General features: G+C 38.6%; 24 protein-coding genes and 1 pseudogene. 14 read left to right on the top strand and 11 right to left on the bottom strand.

Annotated features, from left to right (window positions below; all coding sequences use genetic code 11):
* The first annotated feature begins 26 nt into the window (after positions 1-26).
* Positions 27-665, top strand: coding sequence for a cell division protein BlhA (locus F886_RS03685; protein ID WP_005301616.1), 639 nt, complete (start codon positions 27-29; stop codon positions 663-665).
* A gap of 130 nt (positions 666-795) precedes the next feature.
* Positions 796-1,014, top strand: coding sequence for a hypothetical protein (locus F886_RS03680; RefSeq protein ID WP_005301614.1), 219 nt, complete (start codon positions 796-798; stop codon positions 1,012-1,014).
* Between the two features lie 61 nt (positions 1,015-1,075).
* Here F886_RS03680 and F886_RS03675 read toward each other — a convergent pair whose 3' ends face one another.
* From F886_RS03675 to glnK, 6 genes are all read right to left on the bottom strand, one after another.
* The gene (locus F886_RS03675; RefSeq protein ID WP_005301612.1) at positions 1,076-1,735 is read right to left on the bottom strand and encodes a riboflavin synthase; all 660 of its coding nucleotides are present in this window, start codon (positions 1,733-1,735) and stop codon (positions 1,076-1,078) included.
* Between the two features lie 43 nt (positions 1,736-1,778).
* Entirely contained in the window at positions 1,779-3,071 is a 1,293-nt protein-coding gene (locus F886_RS03670) for a DNA adenine methylase (protein ID WP_005301611.1), read from the bottom strand.
* Entirely contained in the window at positions 3,068-4,153 is a 1,086-nt protein-coding gene (ribD, locus tag F886_RS03665; RefSeq protein ID WP_005301609.1) for a bifunctional diaminohydroxyphosphoribosylaminopyrimidine deaminase/5-amino-6-(5-phosphoribosylamino)uracil reductase RibD, read from the bottom strand. Before ribD ends, F886_RS03670 begins: the two co-directional genes overlap by 4 nt.
* Positions 4,154-4,168: 15 nt before the next feature.
* Positions 4,169-4,627 carry a transcriptional regulator NrdR gene (gene nrdR, locus F886_RS03660; protein WP_004795187.1) on the bottom strand — a complete coding sequence of 153 codons (459 nt, stop codon included), beginning with the start codon at positions 4,625-4,627 and terminating at the stop codon, positions 4,169-4,171.
* A gap of 164 nt (positions 4,628-4,791) precedes the next feature.
* On the bottom strand, positions 4,792-6,186 hold the full coding sequence (locus tag F886_RS03655; protein ID WP_005301607.1) for an ammonium transporter: 1,395 nt from the start codon (positions 6,184-6,186) through the stop codon (positions 4,792-4,794).
* A gap of 56 nt (positions 6,187-6,242) precedes the next feature.
* Positions 6,243-6,581: a P-II family nitrogen regulator gene (gene glnK / locus F886_RS03650; RefSeq protein WP_000780326.1), complete on the bottom strand. Its 339-nt coding sequence runs from the start codon at positions 6,579-6,581 to the stop codon at positions 6,243-6,245.
* Positions 6,582-6,859: 278 nt separating this feature from the next.
* On the opposite strand from glnK, the gene F886_RS03645 reads away from it, so the two are divergent.
* Together F886_RS03645 and F886_RS03640 are read left to right on the top strand one after the other, a co-directional pair.
* On the top strand, positions 6,860-7,087 hold the full coding sequence (locus tag F886_RS03645; protein WP_004795193.1) for an accessory factor UbiK family protein: 228 nt from the start codon (positions 6,860-6,862) through the stop codon (positions 7,085-7,087).
* Positions 7,088-7,152: 65 nt separating this feature from the next.
* A pseudogene (locus F886_RS03640) lies at positions 7,153-7,992 on the top strand (YifB family Mg chelatase-like AAA ATPase); the annotation flags it as partial.
* 141 nt (positions 7,993-8,133) lie between these two features.
* Here the strand turns inward: F886_RS03640 and F886_RS03635 are convergent.
* Positions 8,134-8,373, bottom strand: a complete 240-nt coding sequence (locus F886_RS03635; protein ID WP_005301602.1) for a helix-turn-helix domain-containing protein — start codon at positions 8,371-8,373, stop codon at positions 8,134-8,136.
* A gap of 69 nt (positions 8,374-8,442) precedes the next feature.
* On the opposite strand from F886_RS03635, the gene F886_RS03630 reads away from it, so the two are divergent.
* The 10 genes from F886_RS03630 (at position 8,443) to F886_RS03595 (ending at position 18,768) form a co-directional block, all read left to right on the top strand.
* Positions 8,443-8,925 (top strand): hypothetical protein, encoded by a 483-nt coding sequence (locus F886_RS03630; protein ID WP_228129964.1) that lies wholly within the window; start codon positions 8,443-8,445, stop codon positions 8,923-8,925.
* A gap of 207 nt (positions 8,926-9,132) precedes the next feature.
* Positions 9,133-9,396, top strand: coding sequence for a hypothetical protein (locus tag F886_RS19595; RefSeq protein WP_005301597.1), 264 nt, complete (start codon positions 9,133-9,135; stop codon positions 9,394-9,396).
* Positions 9,397-9,474: 78 nt separating this feature from the next.
* Positions 9,475-10,179, top strand: a complete 705-nt coding sequence (locus F886_RS03625; RefSeq protein WP_005301595.1) for a metallophosphoesterase — start codon at positions 9,475-9,477, stop codon at positions 10,177-10,179.
* A 319-nt stretch (positions 10,180-10,498) separates the two neighbouring features.
* Positions 10,499-11,569: an ImmA/IrrE family metallo-endopeptidase gene (locus F886_RS03620; protein ID WP_005301594.1), complete on the top strand. Its 1,071-nt coding sequence runs from the start codon at positions 10,499-10,501 to the stop codon at positions 11,567-11,569.
* Between the two features lie 239 nt (positions 11,570-11,808).
* Complete coding sequence (locus F886_RS20645) at positions 11,809-11,937, top strand: hypothetical protein (RefSeq protein WP_000106063.1); 129 nt, start codon at positions 11,809-11,811, stop codon at positions 11,935-11,937.
* A gap of 109 nt (positions 11,938-12,046) precedes the next feature.
* The gene (locus tag F886_RS03615; RefSeq protein ID WP_005301591.1) at positions 12,047-13,087 is read left to right on the top strand and encodes a nucleotidyltransferase domain-containing protein; all 1,041 of its coding nucleotides are present in this window, start codon (positions 12,047-12,049) and stop codon (positions 13,085-13,087) included.
* The gene (locus F886_RS03610) at positions 13,084-14,814 is read left to right on the top strand and encodes a ThiF family adenylyltransferase (protein WP_005301588.1); all 1,731 of its coding nucleotides are present in this window, start codon (positions 13,084-13,086) and stop codon (positions 14,812-14,814) included. The genes F886_RS03615 and F886_RS03610 overlap by 4 nt, the downstream gene beginning before the upstream one ends.
* Positions 14,807-15,298, top strand: a complete 492-nt coding sequence (locus tag F886_RS03605; RefSeq protein ID WP_000572367.1) for a Mov34/MPN/PAD-1 family protein — start codon at positions 14,807-14,809, stop codon at positions 15,296-15,298. Before F886_RS03610 ends, F886_RS03605 begins: the two co-directional genes overlap by 8 nt.
* 11 nt (positions 15,299-15,309) lie before the next feature.
* Positions 15,310-16,911: an SAVED domain-containing protein gene (locus tag F886_RS03600; protein WP_005301585.1), complete on the top strand. Its 1,602-nt coding sequence runs from the start codon at positions 15,310-15,312 to the stop codon at positions 16,909-16,911.
* Between the two features lie 51 nt (positions 16,912-16,962).
* Positions 16,963-18,768, top strand: a complete 1,806-nt coding sequence (locus tag F886_RS03595) for a hypothetical protein (protein WP_004932202.1) — start codon at positions 16,963-16,965, stop codon at positions 18,766-18,768.
* Between the two features lie 82 nt (positions 18,769-18,850).
* Here the strand turns inward: F886_RS03595 and F886_RS03590 are convergent, their stop codons facing one another.
* Genes F886_RS03590 through F886_RS03575 form a run of 4 tightly spaced genes read right to left on the bottom strand, consistent with a single transcriptional unit; the run spans position 18,851 to position 25,213 of the window.
* The gene (locus tag F886_RS03590; RefSeq protein ID WP_005301580.1) at positions 18,851-19,216 is read right to left on the bottom strand and encodes a copper-binding protein; all 366 of its coding nucleotides are present in this window, start codon (positions 19,214-19,216) and stop codon (positions 18,851-18,853) included.
* A 33-nt stretch (positions 19,217-19,249) separates the two neighbouring features.
* The gene (locus F886_RS03585) at positions 19,250-22,396 is read right to left on the bottom strand and encodes an efflux RND transporter permease subunit (protein ID WP_005301577.1); all 3,147 of its coding nucleotides are present in this window, start codon (positions 22,394-22,396) and stop codon (positions 19,250-19,252) included.
* 13 nt (positions 22,397-22,409) lie between these two features.
* Positions 22,410-23,909, bottom strand: coding sequence for an efflux RND transporter periplasmic adaptor subunit (locus tag F886_RS03580; protein ID WP_005301574.1), 1,500 nt, complete (start codon positions 23,907-23,909; stop codon positions 22,410-22,412).
* A complete protein-coding gene (locus F886_RS03575; RefSeq protein WP_005301571.1) occupies positions 23,909-25,213 on the bottom strand; it encodes a TolC family protein in 1,305 nt (434 codons plus the stop codon). Before F886_RS03575 ends, F886_RS03580 begins: the two co-directional genes overlap by 1 nt.
* Positions 25,214-25,260 lie beyond the last annotated feature (47 nt).

Genomic DNA, 25,260 nt, shown 5'->3' with positions numbered 1-25,260 from the left:
GTAAATACTGTTGATCAAGGAGAAACATGGTGGCATTAAATGTCGGGCAAGATTTTAAAAAAAGATGGTTAAATGCGCCTGAAGCTGTCCGTCATACCTATCAACAGGATCTGGCACGTATTTGTGACTTACTAGAGCCTCAAACGCCTATTCAGCTTTGGGTTTTAAATGATGAAAAAGCGCAATTAGAATCACAGCAAAAAATTGAACAAGCCTACGCAGATCTTAAAGCGGAGCTCATGGAGCAAGCACGTATTCGTCGTCAACTTGCTTTAGAAAAATCGCTTGCTGACAAACGTGCATCAGAAGCTGCTTATGCTGCGGAGTTGCAAGCAGACGAAGTTCGAAAATTTAATGAACAGACTGAAACATTACACACATTACGTAGTCATTTAGAACAAGAGGTTGCAGAGCAAACTGCGCGTTATCAGAAAAACCCTGAAACACCAGCAGTCAATTACTCTGCTGGCGTAAAACTTAGTATTACCGATGATCAAATCTTATCTGAGCTTGAAAGTTTACGCATTCGTTTAGAACTTGAAGCTGAGAGCTTAATTGAACAGTCTGTAACAGCTTTCCGAGCCAAGCTAAATTCGGCAGCTCAAGAAGAAATTGAATACATTTTAAAGAATTCTAAGTTTTCTGATGAAAAAATAGAAAAGTAAAGTTTTTAAGACTCTCTTTGTCATAAAAATGACATTTAATTGTCACAGAATAGTCATGCACAATATTCTTTTAGTTCAAATAATTATTAGAATACCGCATGGTTATTTATGAAAATTAATGAGGGTAAAAATGGACATTCCGCATCAGATTTCAATGCAACTTGAGCAGCTTAATCAGGGTGAACAATGGACATTTTCAGCACAAGAACTTTATATGAGTCATAACGACTTTAACTCTTTATCTATCTTACTCACACGAGAGTCAGAAAAAGGCGAATTTTCAATTACACGCACCCAACATAATAAACCATGGGTCGGCACAAACTCGGTTACGCTAACCAAGCAATAAGTTTTCAAAATAAAAAAACCGGAACAAGTGTCCGGTTTTTTTATTTTAACAATTCAGCTTTTTATTTTAAAAAACCATTCTCAGCTAAAAAAGCCATACTAATATTTGACTCTGTTTTTTGTTCAGCAGCCTTGTCACCTAGCAATAAACGCTCGATATAGCGCGCCAAAACATCGACTTCAAGGTTTACTTTGCTACCAACTTGCCATGTTCCAATGTTAGTACGCTCTGCTGTATGCGGAATTAAGTTTAAGCTTAAAATATTTCCACGTAAGTGGTTAATCGTTAAGCTAATCCCATCTACGGTCACAGAACCTTTTTCGGCTAAATATTTAGCAAGTTCTGCGGGTGCTGTAACTTCATAATAGATTGAGCGAGCATCTTCACGTACTACAGTAATTTCACCCACACCATCAACATGGCCACTCACAATGTGTCCACCAAAGCGTGTTGTCGGTAACATTGCCTTTTCAACATTGACACGTTGCCCAACTTTCCAGTTACCCAAAGTTGTTCGATTCAAGCTTTCACGAGAAACATCCGCTGCATACCAATTATCGCCCCATTCAATCACAGTGAGACAGATTCCATTGGTCGCAATTGAGTCTCCCAAATGTACATCGGACATATCCAGATCAGTCTGAATACGTAAACGCACATCACCACCTACGCTTTGCAGGCTTTCGACTTTTCCTAAACTTTCAATAATGCCTGTAAACATGGCTCAATCTCCAAATCTTTTTACACTGCTTAAATTGCAGCGCTTACCAAAGTGCGAGCTGTGTACTATTACCTGAGGTATCTACACCACCTAGCTCGGCGAAGTGGTAAAGCTGGCCTAATAACTGACGTAATGGTGGTCCTGACTTAGCATGAGTATCAGTAATCACAATAAACTCAAGTACGCGTGCACGTTCAGACTGTCGCTGTTTACTTACTCGATAGCGTGGAACATCTTGTGTTAACAGGGTCACTTTGCCGCGCTCCAGATTAGCCATAAGCAAATCTTTAGGCTCGATATTACCATCAGTTGAATAACTGGTCAGAATATAGCGGGCATTGATGGTTGAAAGTAACTTTTCATACGCATCTTTCGCATATTTAGAAGAATTATATGGACTTGGACGTTCTTTACGCCAAGCTCTATCAATTCCACTCTTATAACCTTTAGTATCTGGTGATGGTAAATCGACCTGATCCCATAAAGTTAATGCATTTAAAACATGATAATTACTGCTATATGCGTGCTGATTATAGGGTGGATCAAGATAGGCAACATCGACTTCAAAACCACTCATTTGATTTGCGAGATGCTGTGAATCTACACACCACATTTCAGCAGCAGGACGCTTACGGTCACCAATCTCGCAAAAACGGCTTGGTGTTAACCAAAGCAATGACTCAATTCGTTCCAATGCAGTTTGTGTACGTCCGCCCCACCCTTGGTGGAAACTTTTAAATACACCGCTGGTGTTACTGACAAAACTTGCTGAATAGAGTAATGGTGCAAGCAAAGCACTCATCTCTACATCATTAATTGCACCTTGCGCCTGCCATGTTGCAATCTGCTGGCGAATCGCATCAATACGCATACCATTACGGCGTTTAAAGAACAAACGGTCACGGGTTGGATCGTATACATCATCGTTACGTGGACAAAGGTTATGCGTAACCCAACCTTTAACTTCAGGTAAACGATTTAAATAGTCGATTGCCTTCTGATAACCACCCAGCTCTTTAAAAGCAGGTGCATCGGTACAAGCTAAAATCGCATGATTTAAAGCATGGCTATAAGGTTCCCAGTCATTTGCAATCACACGGTAACCATTTTGACGTGCTAAACGAGACACCACACCACTGCCGGCAAAGAAATCGGCAAAAATCGGAGGATTCTTTTTCTTGCTATTCAGTGTCCCTGTAATTTCAAGGGCTTCTAAAATTAGATGGAGCAATCGGCGCTTGTTACCTAGATAAGGAACAAGCTGATGGAAAAGATATTCGTCTGTCGTACGGGCCGCATGACGACGTTTGTGATAAACCGAAGGCTCTGAATTCATACTTTCTCTTGCGTAGGGATTAACCTTAAGCGTATATCTTGATCAAGTTGTGTCACATCAAGAAGTGTAAAACGAAGTTGTTGTGCCATATATTCAAACTCTGCATTGAACATGGCTCTTGCACTTTTCCCCAAAAATGTCGGGGCAATATAACTGATCAACTCATCTACCAAACCTTCTTGTAAAAAGGCAGTAGATAATGTCGCACCGGCTTCCACCAATACATCATAAATTTGATGTTGCTTAGATAGGGTCTGTAACAGCATTTTTAAAGGCTGAATTTCTAATTGTATCACGCCTAAATCGGCAAGTTCTTGACGATATGGTCCCATGACCATCACAGTTTCAGGGTTTTCTAAAATTTTAGCATTAAGTGGCAAACGCCCCTGACGATCTAAAACAACCCGTTTTGGTTGAGCAACTGTCTCAATGTCAATCTGATCGAGTGAGCGCACATTAAGCTGACAATCATCTGCAATCACAGTTTCAATACCTGTAATCACTGCTCCTGAAATAGCACGCCAATGCTGGACATCCTGACGGGCAGCAGAACCCGTAATCCACTTCGATTCACCAGATGCCATTGCCGTACGTCCATCTAGACTTGAAGCTACTTTTAAGCGTACATAAGGTATGCCCGTAGACATTGCCTTTAAGAAACCTTGATTTAATTTTTCTGCTAAATCTTCACAAATGCCAACTTCTACTTCAATTCCGGCATTTTTCAAAATCTGAACGCCCTTACCCGCAACGAGCGGATTTGGATCAGGACATGCCACAACCACCCTTTTAACCTGAGCCTTAACCAGTGCTTCAGCACAAGGAGGAGTTCTACCATAATGCGCACATGGCTCAAGCGTGACATAGGCTGTTGCACCTTGTGCTTGTTCAGCTGCCTGACGTAAAGCAAAGACCTCTGCGTGTGGTTGACCCGCTTTAGGATGGAAGCCTTCACCAATTAACTGATCATCTTTGACAATGACACAACCAACATTTGGATTAGGCTTAGTCGAATATAGACCTCGTTTGGCAAGTTCAATGGCTTGCTGCATCCAATATTGATCTTGTTTCAACTCAGACATAAAAATCTCAAATAGTTATTGTTCACGTTGTTGCATTTGCTCAATTTGACGGCGAAACGCCTCAACATCCTGAAAATCTTGATATACAGAAGCAAATCGGACATAAGCGACATGGTCAAGGGCAAATAGAGATTGCATGACGATTTCACCAATTGTTCTAGATTTTACGTCACGCTCACCTAAACGGCGAATCTGCAACTGAATATCACTTAAAACTGTTTCGATCTGCTCTTGTGTGACCGGACGTTTTTGCAGAGCATGCATTAACGAACGACGTAATTTGGCCTCATCGAAAGGTTCATTTTTTCCATTCGATTTGATCACACGGGGCATTACCACTTCATAGCTTTCAAAAGTGGTAAAACGTTCACCGCAACTTACACACTCACGACGTCGACGAATCTGACAGCCTTCGGCGGCTAAACGTGAATCGATGACTTTACTATCTGCGGCGTTGCAAAATGGACAATGCATAGCGGATTTATAGGGTCGATTACTTTGACCTAGTGTAGCAAAATTTCTACACTTACAGAACCAGCATTCTATAAGACAAAAGAACAGTCCTGAGCAAGATCAAAGTATCACTTTGATCACAGCGCAAGACTGTTCTTTTAAGACAGCAGATATATTAATGATGATTATTCAATACGTTCGCCATGTTGGCTTAAATCCAGACCCATGCGCTCATCATCAGCGTTCACACGGATACCAATCACAAGATCAATCACTTTAAGAATAACGAAAGTCGCGATACCACTGTAAACCATGGTTGCCAATACGCCTTCAACTTGTACCCATAATTGACCAGCGAATGTTGGAGCTAAGGTAACGTTAGCTGCTTTGATAATTTCTTCACTGTAGAATACGCCAGTTAAAATCGCACCGACAATACCCCCTACCGCATGCAAACCAAACGCATCCAAAGCATCATCGGCTTTAAGTAAGCGTTTAAGTGCTGTAATACCCCAGAAGCACACTACGCCACCAATAAGGCCCATCACTAAAGCACCGCCTACCCCGACAAAACCTGCTGCTGGTGTAATCACAACCAAACCAGCTACCGCACCAGAAGCACCACCTAATACAGATGCTTTGCCACGGATCATGCGTTCAACAACCAACCAAGAGAATGCTGCAGCAGCGGCAGCAACTTGAGTCACTAAAATTGCCATACTTGCACGAGCACCCGCGCCTAATGCACTACCACCGTTGAAGCCGAACCAACCCACCCAAAGTAAGCTTGCACCAACAACAGTTAGAGTCAGGTTATGTGGAGCCATAGATTCACGGCCTAGGCCAATACGTTTTCCAAGCATGTAAGCAGCAACGAGACCTGCAACACCTGAGTTGATGTGTACAACTGTACCACCAGCAAAATCTAATGCGCCTGCTTTAAACAACCAGCCATCTGTTGCCCAAACCCAGTGAGTAATTGGTGCATAAACAACAAGTACCCAAATTGCAATGAATGCCATGAAAGCTGAATATTTCATACGGTCTGCAATAGAACCACTCAGAATTGCAACTGTAATGATGGCAAAAGTCATTTGGAAAATAACAAAGAGACTTTCAGGAATTGTTCCGCTCAATGCATCAAACGCGACTCCGTTTAGCATTGCTTTAGACAAATCACCAAAAAATGCACCTGTGCCAGAGAACGCGATTGAATACCCTGCAATCACCCACAGCAAACTTACTAAAATTGCAGCGGAAAGGCTGAACATCATAGTACTTAATACATTTTTCTTACGTACCATACCGCCGTAGAATAGTGCCAAACCAGGAATGGTCATTAATAAAACCAAAGCTGTTGAAACTAAAATCCAAGATGTATCGCCTGTATCAAGTTTTGGTGTTGGTGCTGGAGCTGCTGGAGTTTCAGCAACTGGTGCTTCTGCAGTGGTTGCAGTAGCTGGAGATGTTGATGTAGCCGCAACTTCCGATGTAGGCGTTGTTACAGCATCTTCTGCCCAAACGGCAGTACCACCCAAAAGAGCGCCTGATAGACTCAGCGCCATAAGCATTTTTTTCATTCGTGTCCCCCAACCTCATTTGCGAGTTATTTTCTACTCAGCAAGCTTTGTGCCAATTAGACAGCATCTGGTCCAGTTTCACCCGTACGGATACGGATAACTTGTTCCAGGTTAGTCACAAAAATCTTACCATCGCCGATTTTTCCAGTGCTTGCTACACGAGTAATTGATTCAATTACCGCGTCAACCATTTCATCACTAATCGCAATTTCGATTTTTACTTTAGGTAAGAAATCAACCACATACTCTGCGCCACGGTAGAGTTCTGTATGTCCTTTTTGACGACCAAAACCTTTAACTTCAGTTACGGTAATCCCTTGTACACCAATGTCAGAGAGCGCTTCACGCACATCATCCAATTTAAACGGTTTTACAATTGCAGTTACAAGCTTCATGTTTGTTTCCTTCGGCTTCTTTTCACCAGTAAGGTTTTATGTTCAATTTTCATGCCAATATTTCAAAGGTTGAGGGAAATGAATCTATTGCATGAACTTTCTTTATAACCTATTTAGTGATCAAGATGTAGATGAGCTATTAAAAATAAAATGAATTTTCAGTATCGTTGAGTGCTTATTTAATGTTCTATTTGTACTAAAAGAATTGAAACCTATATCCCAAGTTCAAGCAGTGTTAAACTGTAAACCATAAGGTAATACAACACTTTGGATATTTTATGCTAGAAACATTACTACAGGCCATTTTGGAACAAATTGATGAGCCTAAAAAAGATTTGGAAAAAAATTTACGTGCATTATTAAATGAAGCAGTCGAAAAGTTGGATCTTGTGTCCAAACAAGAAATTGACCGTCAAAAGACTGCACTTCAATCTGCCACTCAACGTTTAGAAGAGCTACAAAAACAAGTAAGTCTGTTAGAAGAAACTTTAAAGAATAAAAAATAAGCACCAACGTAGCGCACTTATACTTTACAACGATTAAAAATGAAGCACCATAATGGAACAATAAGATGTCTTTTTCTAAAATTTATACACGGGGACTTTTGGGTTTGCATGCACCTCTAATTGAAGTTGAGGTACATGTGAGTCAAGGCTTACCTTCTCTTACCATTGTCGGACTAGCAGAGGCGGCAGTTAGAGAGAGTAAAGACCGAGTTCGCTCAGCCATTATTAATAGTGGATTTCAATTTCCAACTAAACGGCTGACCATTAATCTTGCACCAGCAGATTTGCCCAAAGACGGGTCACGTCTGGATTTACCAATTGCTGTAGGCATTTTAATTGCCTCTGGTCAGCTTCCCGAAAACTGTGCCGAAGATTTTGAATTAATTGGTGAATTAGCGCTAGATGGTCATGTAAGACCAGTGTCAGGTACTTTAACTTTGGCAATGGCCTGTCAACAGGCCAAGCATAAAATGCTTTTACCTCTCGATAATAGTCAAGATATTAACCATTTACCGGACCTTGAGTGTTATCCGGTGAGCCATTTAAAAGAAGTCTGTGAACATTTTCTGGGCACGAAATCTCTATCTTCGATTGAACCTTCAACAACATCAAATCAAATGCCTTATAAATTTGATTTGGCAGATGTAAAAGGTCAGCTACGCCCACGTCGCGCACTAGAAATAGCCGCAGCAGGGGGACATTCTCTGCTCTTTAAAGGACCACCGGGCACAGGTAAGACTTTACTCGCTTCACGCCTTCCTTCAATTTTGCCACCTCTTTCTAATCAAGAAACACTTGAAGTTGCGAGTATTTACTCGATTTCGAATACACCGCATACGTTTGGACAGCGTCCTTTTCGTGCGCCCCACCATACCGCATCAGCAATTGCACTGGTTGGGGGCGGATGTGATTTACAAACAACTATGCGACATTACAAACAACTATGCGACAAAGTACTCTGTAATAATGTGTTTTGAAGCGTTAAAGCGTAATTTTGAGAGATTGATATTAAGTTTTAAGACAAAAGAAATCTTATCTAACTAAAATTAATGTTTTTCTAATTTAGAAATTATAATAAATTCTGAAAGTTGTATATCAAGGGCTTTTAGCCAGTCATGTAATTCAATTACATCCAATCTACGATCTAAATTTTCTACTTTAGCAACATACGACTGATGTTTTTTTAGAAATGAAGCTACTTCTACCTGAGTTATATTTTTTTCCTCACGTAAAGATATTAAACATTGTATTAGACCAATATATCTAGGGTCATGTATTGAGCTCATAACCGAAGATGGTGTACTATTTTAAAAAATATCCCAAAATAGGATATTGATTGTTACTTGATGGTAGAAATGACGAAAAGACAAATTCTGCAAAGATTGTTTTTACGTTTCCTTATGAAAAATTCTTTTCATAAATTGGCGTTTACAGAAATATGGTCATTATTTGTAGGCCAAAACAGCTATTTAAATAACGATGAAAACTTTGAAGTAGTTTATAGCTTTTTTATTCATCATTTAGTAAAGGAGTACTTTATTATGGATTCTATAAATATTCCCCCAAAATACACCTCTAAATATCATGCATATCAAATCAAGAAGATTTGTTTACCTGTGGAATTACAAGAGCCTTATGAATCTATTTGTGAGAAGACTAATCAACTAAATAAAGCACTACAGCAAAATGAGCTCGAAATTGAATGTCTTAACGAGTGTTTTAATGAGTTTCCTAGCATTAGATTTCAGATTGAACTTTTGATTCAAAAAAAGAAAGATTATCAATTTTCACTTCAATCAAAAGTAAACGTCTTAAAGGAGTTAATACAAACTTTCTAAATTATACACAATGCCACTTCGTTATATTTGTATTTAAAAATCATTATAAAAAATATGAAATTAAATTAATATAAACTTATTAACAGATAGTTAATTAAGAGCATATTTTCTTGTTAGGTTGAGAATATCTAGCGCTCTTCTTAAATACTAAGTTGGGAATTTACTAGCTAAATATATTTTTATTATCAATATGTTGGAGTATCAACCTTGAGCACCAATAATTCTCTACAAACGAAATCTACACAATGTATAAGATGTGATATTTGTGAACAGCCAACTCCAATCAATTATGGTGTACTGAAAACAGATTGGGATCCGAACACCTATGATAAGAAAGAAAAATATGAAGTTCATCTATGTAAATCCTGCTTCTTAGGGACACTTTCTTATTTAAGAAATCAGAAAAAGTTAAATCACTTATTTGATGAAAATTTTGACTTTAACCAATTAGATAATCTTGGCTTAAGTTAAATGAATAGTCAAAGTTGATATTCTTCATATGAACCATGATTATGTAAACTCATTATTTTTAACCAGTGAATTAGAATTATGAAAGAAATAGATTTAGGACACAATTTAATTGAACACTATTCTAAGCCTATAAATGGCCGTCTTTTTGTAGTAGGTGATCTTCATGGGTGTTACACCCTACTTATGAATAAATTAAAAGAAATAAAATTCAATTTTCAGCAGGATTTATTAGTATCTGTTGGAGATTTAGTCGATCGCGGCAATGAGAATCTTGAGTGCCTAAGCCTTATTAATGAACCGTGGTTTAAGGCAATTCGGGGGAATCATGAACAGATGTGTATTGAAGCGACTCTTGATAATGAAATGAAGGATATGCATACCCATCATGGTGGAGCCTGGCTATATGATTTACCTATTGATCAACAGCAAAGCATAGTTGATCAATGCCGTAATTTACCCATAATTCTTGAAATTCATCATAACAATAAGGTGTATGGTTTTGTTCATGCAGATATAAATATCAATGACTGGGAAAGCTTCAAGCAAAAAGTTCTTAAAAATGACTATTTCATTGCAGGTGAGCAATCAGCTATACAAGTTGCTTTATGGCATCGAGGACGAGTTAGATTTAGTAAATATAACCCCAGGTATAGCACTGTAACAGGGGTTGATGAAATTTATTTCGGTCATACCGTAGTTAAAGAACCAGTCCAGCATCAAAACTGTTTTTTCATTGATACAGGCGCTGTTTTTGGAGGACCCTTAACAGTTCTAGAAATCTAAGAGCTTAATTAACAATCATTCCAGAATAACTAAATTATCTATAGAAATATCGACGTCAATGACCCATCTTATTGTTCCATCTTTCAGAATATCTTAAGAACTTTAGCTGAACCAAGTGCTTTAAAAAATAGATTTCTTGCCATAAAATTTAATAAATGTTTCAACCAAAAACTATATTTAGTAAAAAACTAAAAAACAAACACAAGATATAGGCCTAATTTTAGTTTTGGTTATAGTTTTACAAAAAATTGACAGCCTCAAATATTTCCACTATCTTACCGGCATGAATCAAAAGAAATTTTTGTTTCAGGGAGGACATATGCCTACATTTAATCCAGACATGTTAAGAATTGCTCGGGACCTAAGAGGGATGAGCCAGACTGAGCTTGTCCAAAAAATGGGAAATATTACTCAAGCTGCTTTATCCAAAATTGAGAAAGGTGACATTAAGCCTTCAGATGAAACAAAGTTTAATATTGCAAAGACCCTTAATTTCCCAGAAAGGTTTTTTCACCAAAACGACCACTTTAAAGTGTCCCCAATTAGTTTACATGCTTACCGAAAAAAAGCTTCAACTACAGCTAAAATCCTAAGTCAAATCAATGCTGAAATGACAATTAAAGCTTCAAATCTAGATAAACTTGATTTGTTTTGTCAGTTAGAAACATCTTTACCATTACCAAGTTATCAAATACATATAAATGTTAGTTCAGCCGCTGAAGCTGCATTAAATCTTCGTAAAGAATGGGATTTGGGACTAAACCCTATTGAAGATTTGACTGGACTCATTGAAAAAGCTGGGGTCTTTATTTTCTATTGTAATTTTGAAGAAGATCACATTGATGGGGTATCTTTACAAACTCAAAATAGCCCTCCATGTATTTTCCTCAATGCAAACCAGCCTAATGATCGAATTCGCTTTACCTTAGCACATGAGTTAGGACATTTAATTCTTCATAAATATGCTCCATCAATAGACATGGAAGAAGAAGCGAATGAATTTGCTGCAGAGTTTTTAATTCCAACTGAGGCTGTGCAAGGCCAGTTACAAACAACTAATCTTAAGACTTACGCAACACATAAGTTGTTCTGGAAAGTTTCCATGGCGGCTCTAATTGTGAAATCAAAACACATTGGAGACATCAGTGACAGGCAATCGGCAACATTATGGCGCCAAATGAGTATGTATGGTTACCGCAAAGCTGAGCCTTATTCCTTAGAAAGGGAGCACCCTCAACGCTTTGCTAAATTAATGATGGATTTTTGCCAAGGCGATAAGTCAAAAATCATTCCAGATTTATCATCCTTCTTTAACTTATACCCGGAAGATTTCACTCAGCTTTATAAAGCGGATATCGAAGAGATGGAGAGATTTTCTATGGCTTCTTAATATTTTAGCCGACCCGAAGGTCGGCTAGTAAACGTGAGAAAGGCAGATTTGGGCATATGCCCCTGCGATTTCAGGACCAAAGACTTGGCTATCCATAATTACGGATAGATGTCTTTCACGTTAGTCCTCGTGATGTGGTGTCTCGATTCTAACGTAAAAGCTCTCTCCTCCGCAACGGACAATCCTGTCTACTCCTAAGTCGCACTCACATTATCATGCCCTATGTGAGGAGTAGACTTATGTCTACAAACGACGATGGCATTGAATATGTGTATACACGATTCATTACCAGAAACGGCAAACGTATTTATCACCCAAAAGGCGGTTTATATAAGTTTCCGAAACGTTCAAAAAAGTCAAAGTCTTAGATTGAATTAACTGAGCTAATGGCTTTTAAAAGTTTAAGTAATTGTTCTCTACCCAGTTTTTTTAGGGGGGCTGGGTACCAAATTAACTTACATTTTGAGAGAGCAACCCATGAGTTTGCAAAATAAATTTAATACGTTTAATCAACGAATCTATCTAACCCGTCATGATTCCGAGTATGCAAATGCTCGTGAAAAAGACGATAGCATTACAGCTGCAATCAAGGCTAAATTTAAAGAAAAAGGTTATCCTGTTATTGATAACTTTGTTCAAGGGTCACTTGCTACTTATACGACCATTAAAGAACCTGGTAAAGATTTTGATATTGACCGTGCCATAGTCATTGATTATGAAGAATCTCCATCAGATCCTTTAGTTCCCAAAAAAGTCATTTTAGAAATTCTGGAAGATCGTGGATTTCAAAATGCTAAAATTAAAAAACCTTGTGTTACTGCTGATTATAAATTTAAGAATCTACATATTGATATCCCAGTGTATAGAAAGAATTCCTGGGGAGGATATGAATTAGCAGTGGGGAAAAAAGACTCAGCTGATGAACATAAAACTTGGTCAGAATCCTCACCAAAAGAACTTATTGACTGGGTCAATGACTCATCTCAATTCAGCGTGTATGCCACTGAAAAACTATATCAATTTCGCAGATTGGTAAGGTATCTCAAACGTTGGAGAAACCTGAAGTTTAGTCCTGACGTGTGTAGAAAAATCTATTCAATAGGTCTAACAGTAATGATTAAACAGAACTTTAAACCAAGTATTGATGAAGACGGGTTTCCAAATGATTTACTCGCGCTAAAAGCTACAGTTGATTCAATTCTGGATTGGTCTGGCTATTTTCAATTGCACTCTGATGATCAATGGAAAGTAAAAGTTAACCTCCCAGTTCATCCATCTAGAGATATTTTTCATGGTAGTAGCCTAAATACGGGCACTAGATTTAGAAATCAACTCACTAATTTACGATCAACATTGCAGGATGTAATTGATACATCAGATGAAGCTGAACAATGCTCTTTACTGGTCAAAGTATTTGGTGATGACTTTCCAAATAATGTAAATACCAACAGTGCAAGCAATGCTCAAAAAGTGCAATTCGCTACCTCTGGAGCTGTAGGGACATCTCAAGGCGCATGAACTACTCTTCAATCATTAATCATCTGACAGACCGCGGATACCAAGTATCCGCAACAGAGTTCTGTTTGTTTCCGGCTCTGAGTATCGAATGTTCCGTTGCGGGTTACGATATCACCTTAATTCATCTAAAAGATGAAGAACTTACTGCTCTGCCTTCTTTTTTTCTAAAGTCTCCTGATAAGTACGGGCGAATCGCGCACACACTTGCGAATAAGACTTTAAATGTGGCTTCAATATGCGTAAATGTTCCGGATTCGGTGTCTATCAATTTTGAAGTACCCGAACGAGCCTTTGAAGAATCCTTAAAACGGCATATTTCTTTATTAGAAAGATGTTTATCTGATTCCAAATGGAATGAAGAAGAGTTATTACGAGAATTTTTAGCAGGCTGGAATCATATTCAAGACCAAAAGTATGAGGACTTTTTATGCTTGTCTGATAAAGGTGAATTTGAGCTTTTTAATATTCTGCCTCCCAAGAAAGGTGTTAAATACGGACTGAATGCTTGCCATTTTGGGATACCTCAGGAATTTAAACAAAAGCCTCAGTTTTCAGTAATTAATGATCACATCAATAACCGTGGTAAACCTAAAGGAATTGGATGTATTGTTCCTTTAGAAAAGTTAATCCCAGCCCCATGGCAGAGTGCGGACTTAGAAGAATGGTATCTTGAAATACTCAAGTTTATTTCTCAGGATGTTTTTGAGTCTTTAACCCGTACCCTCGGACAAACTCGAGACCATGCCTTTTGGCTTGTATTTAATGCGGATACACCTTCAGGTAAAACTTGGTTTGGTATCCATTTTCATTTAAAAAATAATATTAAAAGCAAAAAAGGCCTGCCTCTTAATCGTGAGCATTTAGAGTTCTGGGAACTCAAGGCAATGAATGTACGTTTATTTAATAAAGAACGAGTAATGCCACGAAGTGGAGCTATTCAGGAACTACAAAACAAAAAAGTTTTACTTGTAGGTTGTGGATCGGTTGGGAGCCAAATTGCTAATCAACTTGCGTCCACTGGTATCGGCCATCTAACACTTTCAGATCCCGAGACATTTTCTTTAGATAATTTATACCGCCATACTCTTGCAGCTCACTATATTAGCTGGCCTAAGACTTGGGGCTTACAAACAGAATTGAGTAATAAATATCCTTGGCTAGAAGTCCAGGTTATGTTTTCAGAACTCCTAAGCCTAAGATATGAAAATATATTAAATACTTTCGATCTCATCATTATCGCAATCGGTTCACCTACACAAGAACGTATTTTTCATGATTACTGTATTAAGAATTCAGTTGAAACTGCTGTTATAAATACCTGGGTGGAAGGTTACGGAATTGGGGGACATGCTGTACTAGATATTCCTGATTCAAAAGGTTGTTTAAGATGTGCATATGTTGATCCAATTGATTTTTCACGAGGCCTGGGTTCCAACCTTAATTTTTTAAAACCTAATCAGAATCTTACAAAAAATCTTGCGGGTTGCGGAAATGCATTCTTACCTTATAGCAACTTAAGTGCATTACAAACCGCTCTTATCACTTCTAATTTAGCGATCAAGTTTTTAATGGGCCAATTACACAGCTCTTCAAAAGTGAGCTGGAAAGGTAGTGATTTTGATGTTATCCAAGCTGGTTTCCAGGTAACTGATCGATATACACAGTTTGCAAAATCATTAGAAATTCTCCCTCTTCTAAATAGCGGGTGTGATCTTTGCAATGATTGAAAATTATTACTTGCTCCCCTCTAAACAGTTTGAACTCTATATTTCCCATGAAGTTATTCAAACATGGACGAGATATAAGCAACTTGATAGAAAAGATCTAGAAGCATGTGGTGTTCTGATTGGCAATCAGAGCTCCTCTAACCCTAATCAGTACTGGATTGAAGACTTAACTGAGCCCATGCCAAAAGATTGCAGATCTACGCATAGGTTCACCTTAAAAGATCCGGGACATCAAAAGAAAGTAGATTCGGCATTTTCAAAATCAAACGGAACCTCGGTTTATTTAGGAACTTGGCATAGCCACCCGCAAAACATCCCAACTCCGTCACATATTGATTATGCAGACTGGAAAAGTTGCATTTTGAGGAATCCTGACCGCCAGCTTTTTTTTGCCATAGTGGGCATTCAAGCAATACGAATTTTCTTTTACTGCTCCCTTCAAGGGTGGAATCAAGCAGAGATCAATAATCATCACGTACGATAAGGACTATAAGAATGACTGAAGTTACTTTTACTGAAACACTTGTACAAACGGTAAATCCTCCATTTGATTCATTAAAGACTGCACAAGAGTTTACAACTACAATTCAAGATTTCATTACATGGGATACAGTCGGCCTACTTATTGATGAAAGTGGTCAAAACTTAGTTATTTTATTATTAGCAGATAATGCTGTAATCAGTTCCCTAAGGGCTAACCTGTATGAGACTGATCTACTTCAATTCATATTAGAGCTATCTAATAAACAAACCAAAAAAATTATTCTGCATGCTTGGCAAGGTCATACAATAAATTGTTCTCATTTAAGCGATTTAAAAAAACTTGAGCATATTTGGCATAATAAAAGCGCTTATCAAGCTACAGAATTTATTAAAGTAAATGACATTAAAAAATTCATCAAAAGCTATTTTAAGCCAGTAAAAAAAATTGGACGAGGTAATCCGTTTACTGCCGAGACAAAGCGGTTGGTCATGCAAGATAGTCATGGACGCTGCATGTTCACTGGATGCGGTGATCGACTAGATATCGAACAACTTACAGGCATGAAGGGTAATATAGGATATCTGGCTCATAATGTAGCCTCTTCAGAAAGAGGTGAAAGAGGAATTCCGTACCTTTCCGACATACTTTCCGATGACCCGGCAAACGTACTACTCTTGTGTGATAAACATCACCGATTAATTGATAAAATTGCAGCAAGTGATTACTCAGCACAACAACTGAGCGAAATGAGAAAATCCTATTGTGATTTAGCTAATACTTTACTTGACGCCCTAGCATTCAGCCCAATTCCTGTATATTCAATTTTATGGTCTGTAAATAGTAATGCTGTTGGTCATCCAGAACCAAAAGAGATTGCTTCATGTTTATCACTCTTACAACATCGGATGGATGGCTACCTTCAAAGGTTATGTGATAGTAATACGTTATATATGAAAAATCCTGACCAGTTTTCAAAACAACTCGTCATGATTATCCAGAATGAAGCTGACAAGATTATCCAACAGACAAGTTTAAATGGACATTGTGCTGCAATCTTCGCATTTGGCCCAATGCCTGCATTAATTGGCTTAGGTGCTTTATTAGGTAATAAAAGTAAATTCCTCCCAATGCTGCGCGATAGAGAAGCAAATAAATGGGGTTGGCCAAACGCTTCAGCTGCGGATCAATCTTATGAAACTATTGGAATTGAAACCCTTCAAAAAGGTCCCGATGTAGTTTTATGCGTAAATTTCACGGCTATTATTGATAAAATTAAAAATAAAGCTCTTGAGCTAAAAACTGAATTGAATGCTGATATTGTTGAAATTAATGCACTTGAAGCATATTTAGGAAGTAAGGCTGTTCCACATCCGCATAATATTTCAAAATTCACTACTGAACTTCAGAAGCTTTTTCATCTATTAAAAGATAAACATGGCGTAAAGAGAGTGCATCTTTTAATTGCAGCTCCAAATGCAGCCTGTATAGCTTTAGGGCAAGCCATTGATTTACATCACCCAGATATCATTATCTATGACTTCGCACAAGATACTATGCTCCCTAATCTAATTATTAGAAATGATTCCCGTGGTAATCATTTAGAACTTCCATAAATAATTATTTTACAAACTTATTTTTAATATTTTAAAAATGGGATAGACCTTATGCCTAATACTTCTACAGATCAAAATACAAATCCTTCTGATGAGAATAATGTAAATAAATTATGGGAAATTCTTAAACCATACAAAGATAAATATTTACAAGTTTGGTGGTATGGAGGGATGGCAAAAGGAAAAAGGCCTGGAGACCAGCCACAGGTCCATGTCTTATTCAGAGAGGTTTTAGAAGATTTCAGTCCCACTAATAACTTTATTCCAATTACAACCAATATCACGGATATTGTATCTTGGAGAGTTGATTCAATTTGGCATCAACAACGAAAGATTGATTCTTTAAACAAGGATATCTATGAATTTGTTATTGATCATACCGATTTCGAATTAAAATTTTTAAAAATATATGAGAATGCCGATGAGAAGAAGAAAATTAACTTTTTCAAAAATCGAGAAGAATGTGCAATAGTAGATTCAAAATCGAAAAAAAATTGTATATCTTTCAAATTGAATCACCCTGAATTTAATGAACTTTTAATACCATGTCTAGAATTTCTCACTAGAGCTTATGGCTTATCAACTGAGCTCATTCGAATACTTACTACTTATAATGAGAATGAACGCGAATCCCGATTATACACTCCCCACATAGGTGAGAAGGGTCTGTGGACTGTACTTCTCGGAGATGGTATTACCCGAGCAGACCATGTTTTTGTTGCATATTATAAATATACTGAAATCGCTAAGAAGGCTTCACGTATTTTATTTAGTAGTATTGTTAAAAATTCTGATTTTAAACAAGCGAATATCTTTCCAGAAGTTGTTCCTTGGCATACTGAAACCTTACCGATCAGGGTGTCGGGATTCCACTTAGCTGGAACAAAAACATTTGTTGTGACAAGAATCAGAGGTATGAAACCCCCAAAGAATGACCATATTAGAATAATTCCTAAAGTTACTGAACGCATTAATACCACCACAGACACTGATCACCCCAATCCACCTTTACCTCAATTAGGTAGTGGTGACATCAATGTTTCCACAAATCTAGGTGGTCGACGTCCACCATCAGACCATGAATTAATAGAAGATGATTTTGAATGGATAGATGGCGGTCCTGCTAATGAATTAAGCAAATACAAATATGTAAAGCAGGTTAAACGCCCAAAACGTAAAAAGAAATTCATAGAAACACAAACCATTGGGACGGGAGCTCCTGACAATTCACCCGAGGTATTAAATACCCAAATACTGCCATCGACAAATAATTCAAAAGAGTTTCAAGCCCCTGTAGATGGCAGAATCATTGGATTATGGAAAGCTTGTGTAAAAGCAATGGAAGTTAATCCACATTTAATTCAACAAGTGAGCTACTACACATTTGAAAAGGGATTTAATTATTCAGAACTCCCGATGTTGATCGGTTTTTTTACAGAATCTGAAGTACAAGTTCACAAAACCTGGTGCTATGCAAATTCATTAAAAACCCAGATAAGAGGAGCTTTAATTATCAGATTAACTTTATCTCAATTAGAACCTGTTTATATTTTTGATATACAGCCCGCCACATATACTTCTACTATACAAGGTGAAACTCTGACAAAAGAAAGAGGACATGCCGGTTTAGTTTTCCAAATGAAACAGGAAAAAGATCTTGAACAGTTTATTTCTGATTTAATGTATCTTCTGCCTCTTCATGAAGGTTCATACTCGCCCTCAGTGTTCCAAAGCTTGCTGGTCACTCAGATATTCTTATTTCGACATTCAAATACAAAAGGGCTCACTGAAGGTGAGTCAACTTTATTGAATGCTTTAAGAAAGATAGGAATTGATAAAATAACGTTCAAGAATTAACTGGAATTTTTAAAACTACCTTATATAAAAATGCCAATAGTGTCGGTGTGATATAACACTATTGGCACCATATACTAGTACATTATGAATTATTAGGCTTTACAGCGATGATTATATAATTTTCTCCTTCTGCTTTTAATTCAAATTCAACTTTATCCCCTACAGTTAAACCATTTAATAAGGATGGGTCAGCAACTTTAAAGCCCATCTTCATTGCAGGCCATTTAAGTGCAGGAATTGCTTCATGGTCGAGTGTTAAAATATTTTCTTTCGTATCAATAGCAGTAATCACGCCAACGGCTTGAGCCGTTGTAGCGGTAGAAGACTCCTTATTCATCTGCTCCATAGGTGCGTCTGCTTTCTTCTGCTCTGATGCTTCATTTTTACTACATGCGCTTAATGCAGCAATAGTGGTAACAAGAGCAATAATTTTTATAAACTTCAACATAATAAAACCTCTTTAGACGAAATAATAAAACGATCAATGTGTTGATAGTTTTCTTTTGATTAAAAGCTGATATACAGCCGGGATAACAAACATTGACAGTAGAGGAGCTGAAATCATGCCCCCAACCATAGGTAAAGCAATACGGCTCATCAATTCAGAACCTGTCCCAGTCCCTAAAAGTATAGGAATTAAGCCTGCCAAAATGACGGCAACCGTCATGGCTTTAGGACGAACGCGTAGTACAGCTCCTGTTCGGATTGCATCATTGAGTTGTTGCTCCGTTAAGGATGTCGTTGAAGAAGATAGGTTTTGCTGTGCATGTTCAACTGCTTGCTTCAAATAGAACAACATGACTACACCAAACTCAGCAGCAACACCTGCAAGTGCAATAAAACCAACTGCAATCGCAACTGAAAAGTGAAAACCGCTCAAATACATGGCCCATATACCACCAATCAAAGCAAAAGGTAGCGTTGCCATAATCAGAACTGCATCTTGTACTTGTCTAAAAATCAAATAGAGCAGTAGAAAAATAATCATCAATGTAATTGGAATGATGACTTTTAAACGCGCATTAGCACGTTCCATAAACTCAAATTGCCCTGAATAGCTAATGCTCATGGCAGAGGAGCGTTTTACTTTTTGATCAATAGACTGCTTCAAATCTTGCACAACCGAAGCTAAGTCACGTCCTTGTACGTCTACATAAACCCAACCGCTTGGGCGAGCATTCTCACTTTTTAGCATTGGAGGGCCATCTGTAATTTGAATATTGGCAACACTACTTAATACAATTTGTTGTCCAGATTCAGTTACAATCGGTAAATTTCTCAAAGCTTCCAATGAGTCTCGAATCTCTCGTGGATAACGTACATTAATAGGATATCTTGCTAATCCCTCAACAGTTTCACCAATATTTTCCCCGCCAATCGCAGATGATACAATTTGCTGCACATCGTTGATATTGAGGCCATATCGTGCAGCCTGCATACGGTTAATATCGACATCAACATATCGACCACCTGTGAGTCGTTCAGCCAAAGCCGAGCTAACTCCGGGCACCTGTTTAGCCACTTGTTCAATTTGCTGTGCTACCCGATCAATATCTTGCAGATCATTTGCTGAAATCTTAATCCCGATTGGGCTTTTCACCCCAGTTGCCAACATATCAATCCGGTTACGAATAGGTGGCACCCAAATATTCGTTAAACCCGGTACTTGAACTGCTTTATCCAGTTCTTTTACTAATTTGTCAGGTGTCATACCTGAGCGCCATTCAGACCGTGGTTTGAACTGAATCGTGGTTTCAAACATTTCTAAAGGCGCAGGGTCTGTTGCTGACTCAGCTCTCCCTGCTTTACCAAATACTGTCGCAACTTCTGGAACCGTTTTAATCATTCGATCTGTTTGCTGTAACAGTTCTGAGGCCTTAGCTGCGGACAATCCTGGTAAAGCTGAAGGCATATACAGTAAATCACCTTCATCCATATTCGGTAGAAATTCTCCACCTAATCGAGTTAAAGGTAAAAGACTAATAAGGAAAATTAGCAACGCACCAAATAAAGTGGTCTTTGGATGAGCTAAAACCTGATCCAACATAGGTCGGTATATTTTGATGAGGAAACGGTTCAATGGATTACGCTGTTCTGAGGGTAATTTCCCGCGGATCCAATAACCCATCAAAACAGGAATCAGGGTAATGGATAAACCAGCTGCCGCTGCCATGGCATAGGTTTTGGTAAACGCCAGAGGCGAGAACAAACGTCCTTCTTGTGCCTGTAAAGTAAAAATAGGAATAAAAGATAAGGTAATGATAAGTAAGCAAAAAAATAAAGCAGGACCAACTTCACTGGCGGAACGGGCAATAATATTCCAGCGTGCTTGAGTTTCTAATACTTGATTGGGATGTTCATGCTGCCAAGTCTCTATATGCTTATGTGCATTTTCAACCATCACAACCGCTGCATCAACCATAGCACCAATAGCAATGGCAATCCCCCCCAATGACATGATATTGGCATTTAGGCCCTGATAGTACATGACTAAGAAAGCCGACAAAATCCCAAGTGGTAAAGAAACAATAGCTACCATTGCTGATCGTAAATGCCAGAGGAAAAGTCCACAGACTAAAGCCACCACAATAAATTCTTCAATTAATTTATGACTGAGATTCTCGACTGCCCGATCAATCAGTTTACTGCGATCATATACAGGAACAACTTGCACTCCTTTAGGTAAACTTTGTTGCAATTCAGCCAGTTTTGCTTTCACAGCAGTAATCGTTTCACGTGCATTCTTACCGGCCCGTAAAATCACAACACCGCCAACAATTTCACCTTGTCCATTCAGCTCAGTGATACCACGACGCATTTCCGGTCCGAGTTGAATAGTTGCAACATCGCCTAAAGTAACAGGAATCCCAAAACTATTTGTTTTTATCGGGATCTGTCGAAAATCTTCTAATGTCTTTAAATAACCAGAAGCTCGTACCATATATTCAGTTTCAGCCATCTCCAGAACTGAACCACCGGTTTCTTGATTGGCCTTTTGAATCGCTTCAATGACATTGTTTTGAGTAACTCCTAAGGCGGCCATTTTACTTGGATCTAAAACAACCTGATATTGCTTCACCATTCCCCCAATCGTGGCAACTTCAGCCACATTGGGTAATGTCTTTAGTTCATACTTTAAAAACCAGTCTTGTATGCTTCTCAGTTGTGAAAGGTCATGTTGTCCTGTTGGATCAACTAACGCATATTCATAAACCCAGCCAACGCCTGTGGCATCTGGCCCTAATGAAGATTTCGCATTTGCAGGCATTTTTCCCTGAATCTGATTTAGATATTCCAATACACGCGAACGGGCCCAATAAAGATCGGTATGTTCATCAAAAATGACATATACAAATGAATCACCAAAAAAAGAATAACCACGAACCGTTTTAACACCGGGCACTGATAACATGGTTGTTGTTAAAGGGTACGTCACCTGATTTTCAACAATTTGTGGTGCCTGACCTGGGTAATTAGTTCTGACAATCACTTGTACATCAGATAAATCCGGTAAAGCATCAACCGGAGTATTTTTTACAGCCCAAACACCCCAAGCTGCCAGAATTAAAGCTGCCAATAAGACAAATACACGATTCAAAATTGAAAAACGAATAATACGGGCGATCATAATAGTTCTCCCGTTAGTTCTTCATAGATGCCATAGACATCTTTGAAATGTCAGAAATGACATAAGAATTTCCAACTTTTGTAAAACTAAAGTTGACCTGGTCACCTTGCTGAATTCGGGTAAATGGTTGTACTGGCTGTTTAAAGATCATGGTCATAGCACCCCAGCCCAACTCAGGAATAGCTTGGTGTGAAATGGTAATATCTTGATTTGTGACTTTTTCAACTTTACCAAGACCTTGATATGTTGACCTCTTAATCGTTTGAGATGATGTAATTGCTTGCCCAGTGTTGAGCTTATCCAATATGCCTTGCAAATTTGCTTCAGAATCAATCAGAAATTGTCCTGAAATCACTACTCTCTGACCAGCTTTCAACCCTTGTAGGACTGCAATTTTATTGCCATCACTTTGCCCTAACTGTACAACAACTGGTTCAAAACGCCCTTGCTCACGCCCTACAATGACAACATTCCGAGTACCTGTCCGTATAACAGCTTGCTCTGGTACAACCAAACTGCTTTGGGGATTATTTATTATATTGACAGAAGCAAACATCCCTGGCTTAAGTTGACCACTAGGATTTGGTAATTCAATCCGAACTTTAATAGTTCTTGATGTTGTATCTAAGGTAGGCAAAATGTCGATAACTTTGCCAGTTACTTTTTGAGAAAAAGCAGCAAAATTGGCTTCTACACTCATACCTCGTTTGATTCCAGCAATTTGTTTTTCAGGAACGGCTGCCTCTAGCCAAACCGGGTTGATACCTTTAATTGTGGCCAAGGTTTGACCCATAGCCAAAGCCATACCATTGCGGACTTCTAGTGAATCAATAAATCCACTAGTTGGAGCTTGCAAAGTTATATTAGATTGCACTCGACGAGTTCGCTCAACTTGATGAATCACATTTTGTGGTATTCCTAAAAGCTGTAACCGTTGACGGCTTGCTTGAATAAGGGAACGATCTCCAGTACGGAGCACAGCTAAAAATTCAGTTTGCTCTCCAGTCCATTCGGGTATTGAAATATCAGCTATAGGGCTTCCTTCGGTCACCATATCTCCAACAGCATGCCCATACACTCGCTGAACAAAGCCACTTGCTCTAGTTTGTAAAATAGCTGTTTGCCGTTCATTTGCTTGTAATATGCCATTAGTAAACATGGCATTTCCAATTACAGCCTGTTCAACTGTGCCGTAACGGATGGCTAAATTTTGTTGAAGAGATGGATCTATTTTGACTGTAGGACGACTTTCATCCGTCATCGCAGTATTTTCGTCTGCATATTTAGGTACCAGTTGCATGTCCATAAATGGAGACTTGCCTGGCTTATCAAAATGCTGTTCTGGTTTCATTGGATCGTACCAATAAAGCACTTTAGCATCCTGCTTCTGGCTTACCAATGCCGATTGAGAACCCTCTTCCTGATGAGCAAACCAATATCCGGCACCGCCACCTACGACAAGACTAATTGTGGCAACTCCCATGACAGTCATTGCCAATTTATTTCTTAACATTATGGCTGCTCCTCAGCATGGTTTAAGGTCGGCTCTTCAAAGGCAAAATAAAGTTGTGCTGTTGTAATTGCTTGTTGTTGTTGAAGATCAATAAGACGCAGCTGTTGTTCTAAAAGAGCTTGCCGGGCGGTAATGACATTGGACAAATTGCTTTTGCCTGCTTGGTAACTTGCTAACTGTAAACCCACTTTTTGTTTGGCGAGTGGAATACTTGTCTGTATCGTACGCTTAATTTGTTGACCAAGCGCATCGAGATCGGATAGCCCGTCATCTAACTTCGTGAGATGTTCACGGTATTGGGCTTCTTGATCAGCAGTAATCCTGTTTTGCTCGTCTAGGGCTGCCTGAATGAGGGGACCACTACGTTTTTTTGAAAATACAGGAAGCTCAGTTGTCAGTTGTACACCGATCATATCGCCAAACTCTGGGGCACGATGCTGGTATGCAAGCTCAATACCCCAATCAGGCTTTTGTAAAGCTTGAGCTTGTTTCAATTTTGCTTCAGCAGTTTGCTTTTCAGCCTGAAAAGCTTTTAATTCAGGATGCTGATGCAAGTGATGATATAGCTTTGATGTATCAAGATGGATGGATGGAGCTTGGTCAGGTAAGGTTTCAATTTGAGAGGGATTTCCAGTTGGCTCTACACTTACCAACCGATGTAATTCTAGCTTGGCTTTATTTAAATCACGAAGTAAATCATCCTTCTGGTCAAGTAATACAGTTGCTTCTTGTCTTGGTCCAAGCCCATCAGCAATCATAGTTCGACCAGAGGTGACCTGTGTTTGAGTAATTTGAGAAAGTAATCGATTTTCTGAAAACAGCTCATCAAATAGCGCTAATTTACGTTCAAGATAAAAACGCTTAAGCCAAGCGGTTGCGACTTTCTGTCGTAACTCAATACGTAAAATCTCAGTTTGAGCATTGGCTGAACCCAATTCAGCTTTCGCTAACTCTACATCGGCTTGTCTTTTGGCGCGGTTTGGAAAATCTTGCATAACACCAATTTTCTGCATGGTCATGCCATCTTGAGTAACAGACCATGCAGCATCACCGGATACAGGGTAATTCTCTAAACCTACAAATAGTTTAGGGTTGGGTAAAATCCCTGAAGCTGAAATCATATCCTTAGCCCCTTCAATCCGGGCACTATTTGCTCTTAAGGTAGGTGCATATTGCTCGGCAAGCTTCAAAGCTGTATCCAGAGTCATTGGCTGAGCATAGACTTGGCCATAGACCAGAGAAAAACAGATCACACCTATCGGCCATCTTACCCTGCGAGATAGCTTTTCTTTATAAAATTTCATATTTTTAGCTCTAAAATGATATACACGCGCACGCGCAGAACATCCAT

Origin of the sequence: Acinetobacter sp. NIPH 542 (assembly GCF_000369825.1) — a bacterium.
Lineage (GTDB): Bacteria > Pseudomonadota > Gammaproteobacteria > Pseudomonadales > Moraxellaceae > Acinetobacter > Acinetobacter oleivorans.
The sequence above is the reverse complement of the archived record's forward strand: the minus strand, read 5'-3'. Positions and strand labels throughout refer to the sequence as shown.

Excerpts from the sequence above, each read along its gene's own strand:
- F886_RS03685 (WP_005301616.1), top strand. The coding sequence starts at position 27 with ATGGTGGCATTAAATGTCGGGCAAGATTTTAAAAAAAGATGGTTAAAT.
- F886_RS03680 (WP_005301614.1), top strand. The coding sequence starts at position 796 with ATGGACATTCCGCATCAGATTTCAATGCAACTTGAGCAGCTTAATCAG.
- F886_RS03675 (WP_005301612.1), bottom strand. The coding sequence starts at position 1,735 with ATGTTTACAGGCATTATTGAAAGTTTAGGAAAAGTCGAAAGCCTGCAA.
- F886_RS03670 (WP_005301611.1), bottom strand. The coding sequence starts at position 3,071 with ATGAATTCAGAGCCTTCGGTTTATCACAAACGTCGTCATGCGGCCCGT.
- ribD (WP_005301609.1), bottom strand. The coding sequence starts at position 4,153 with ATGTCTGAGTTGAAACAAGATCAATATTGGATGCAGCAAGCCATTGAA.
- nrdR (WP_004795187.1), bottom strand. The coding sequence starts at position 4,627 with ATGCATTGTCCATTTTGCAACGCCGCAGATAGTAAAGTCATCGATTCA.
- F886_RS03655 (WP_005301607.1), bottom strand. The coding sequence starts at position 6,186 with ATGAAAAAAATGCTTATGGCGCTGAGTCTATCAGGCGCTCTTTTGGGT.
- glnK (WP_000780326.1), bottom strand. The coding sequence starts at position 6,581 with ATGAAGCTTGTAACTGCAATTGTAAAACCGTTTAAATTGGATGATGTG.
- F886_RS03645 (WP_004795193.1), top strand. The coding sequence starts at position 6,860 with ATGCTAGAAACATTACTACAGGCCATTTTGGAACAAATTGATGAGCCT.
- F886_RS03635 (WP_005301602.1), bottom strand. The coding sequence starts at position 8,373 with ATGAGCTCAATACATGACCCTAGATATATTGGTCTAATACAATGTTTA.
- F886_RS03630 (WP_228129964.1), top strand. The coding sequence starts at position 8,443 with ATGACGAAAAGACAAATTCTGCAAAGATTGTTTTTACGTTTCCTTATG.
- F886_RS03625 (WP_005301595.1), top strand. The coding sequence starts at position 9,475 with ATGAAAGAAATAGATTTAGGACACAATTTAATTGAACACTATTCTAAG.
- F886_RS03620 (WP_005301594.1), top strand. The coding sequence starts at position 10,499 with ATGCCTACATTTAATCCAGACATGTTAAGAATTGCTCGGGACCTAAGA.
- F886_RS20645 (WP_000106063.1), top strand. The coding sequence starts at position 11,809 with ATGTCTACAAACGACGATGGCATTGAATATGTGTATACACGATTCATT.
- F886_RS03615 (WP_005301591.1), top strand. The coding sequence starts at position 12,047 with ATGAGTTTGCAAAATAAATTTAATACGTTTAATCAACGAATCTATCTA.
- F886_RS03610 (WP_005301588.1), top strand. The coding sequence starts at position 13,084 with ATGAACTACTCTTCAATCATTAATCATCTGACAGACCGCGGATACCAA.
- F886_RS03605 (WP_000572367.1), top strand. The coding sequence starts at position 14,807 with ATGATTGAAAATTATTACTTGCTCCCCTCTAAACAGTTTGAACTCTAT.
- F886_RS03600 (WP_005301585.1), top strand. The coding sequence starts at position 15,310 with ATGACTGAAGTTACTTTTACTGAAACACTTGTACAAACGGTAAATCCT.
- F886_RS03595 (WP_004932202.1), top strand. The coding sequence starts at position 16,963 with ATGCCTAATACTTCTACAGATCAAAATACAAATCCTTCTGATGAGAAT.
- F886_RS03590 (WP_005301580.1), bottom strand. The coding sequence starts at position 19,216 with ATGTTGAAGTTTATAAAAATTATTGCTCTTGTTACCACTATTGCTGCA.
- F886_RS03585 (WP_005301577.1), bottom strand. The coding sequence starts at position 22,396 with ATGATCGCCCGTATTATTCGTTTTTCAATTTTGAATCGTGTATTTGTC.
- F886_RS03580 (WP_005301574.1), bottom strand. The coding sequence starts at position 23,909 with ATGTTAAGAAATAAATTGGCAATGACTGTCATGGGAGTTGCCACAATT.
- F886_RS03575 (WP_005301571.1), bottom strand. The coding sequence starts at position 25,213 with ATGAAATTTTATAAAGAAAAGCTATCTCGCAGGGTAAGATGGCCGATA.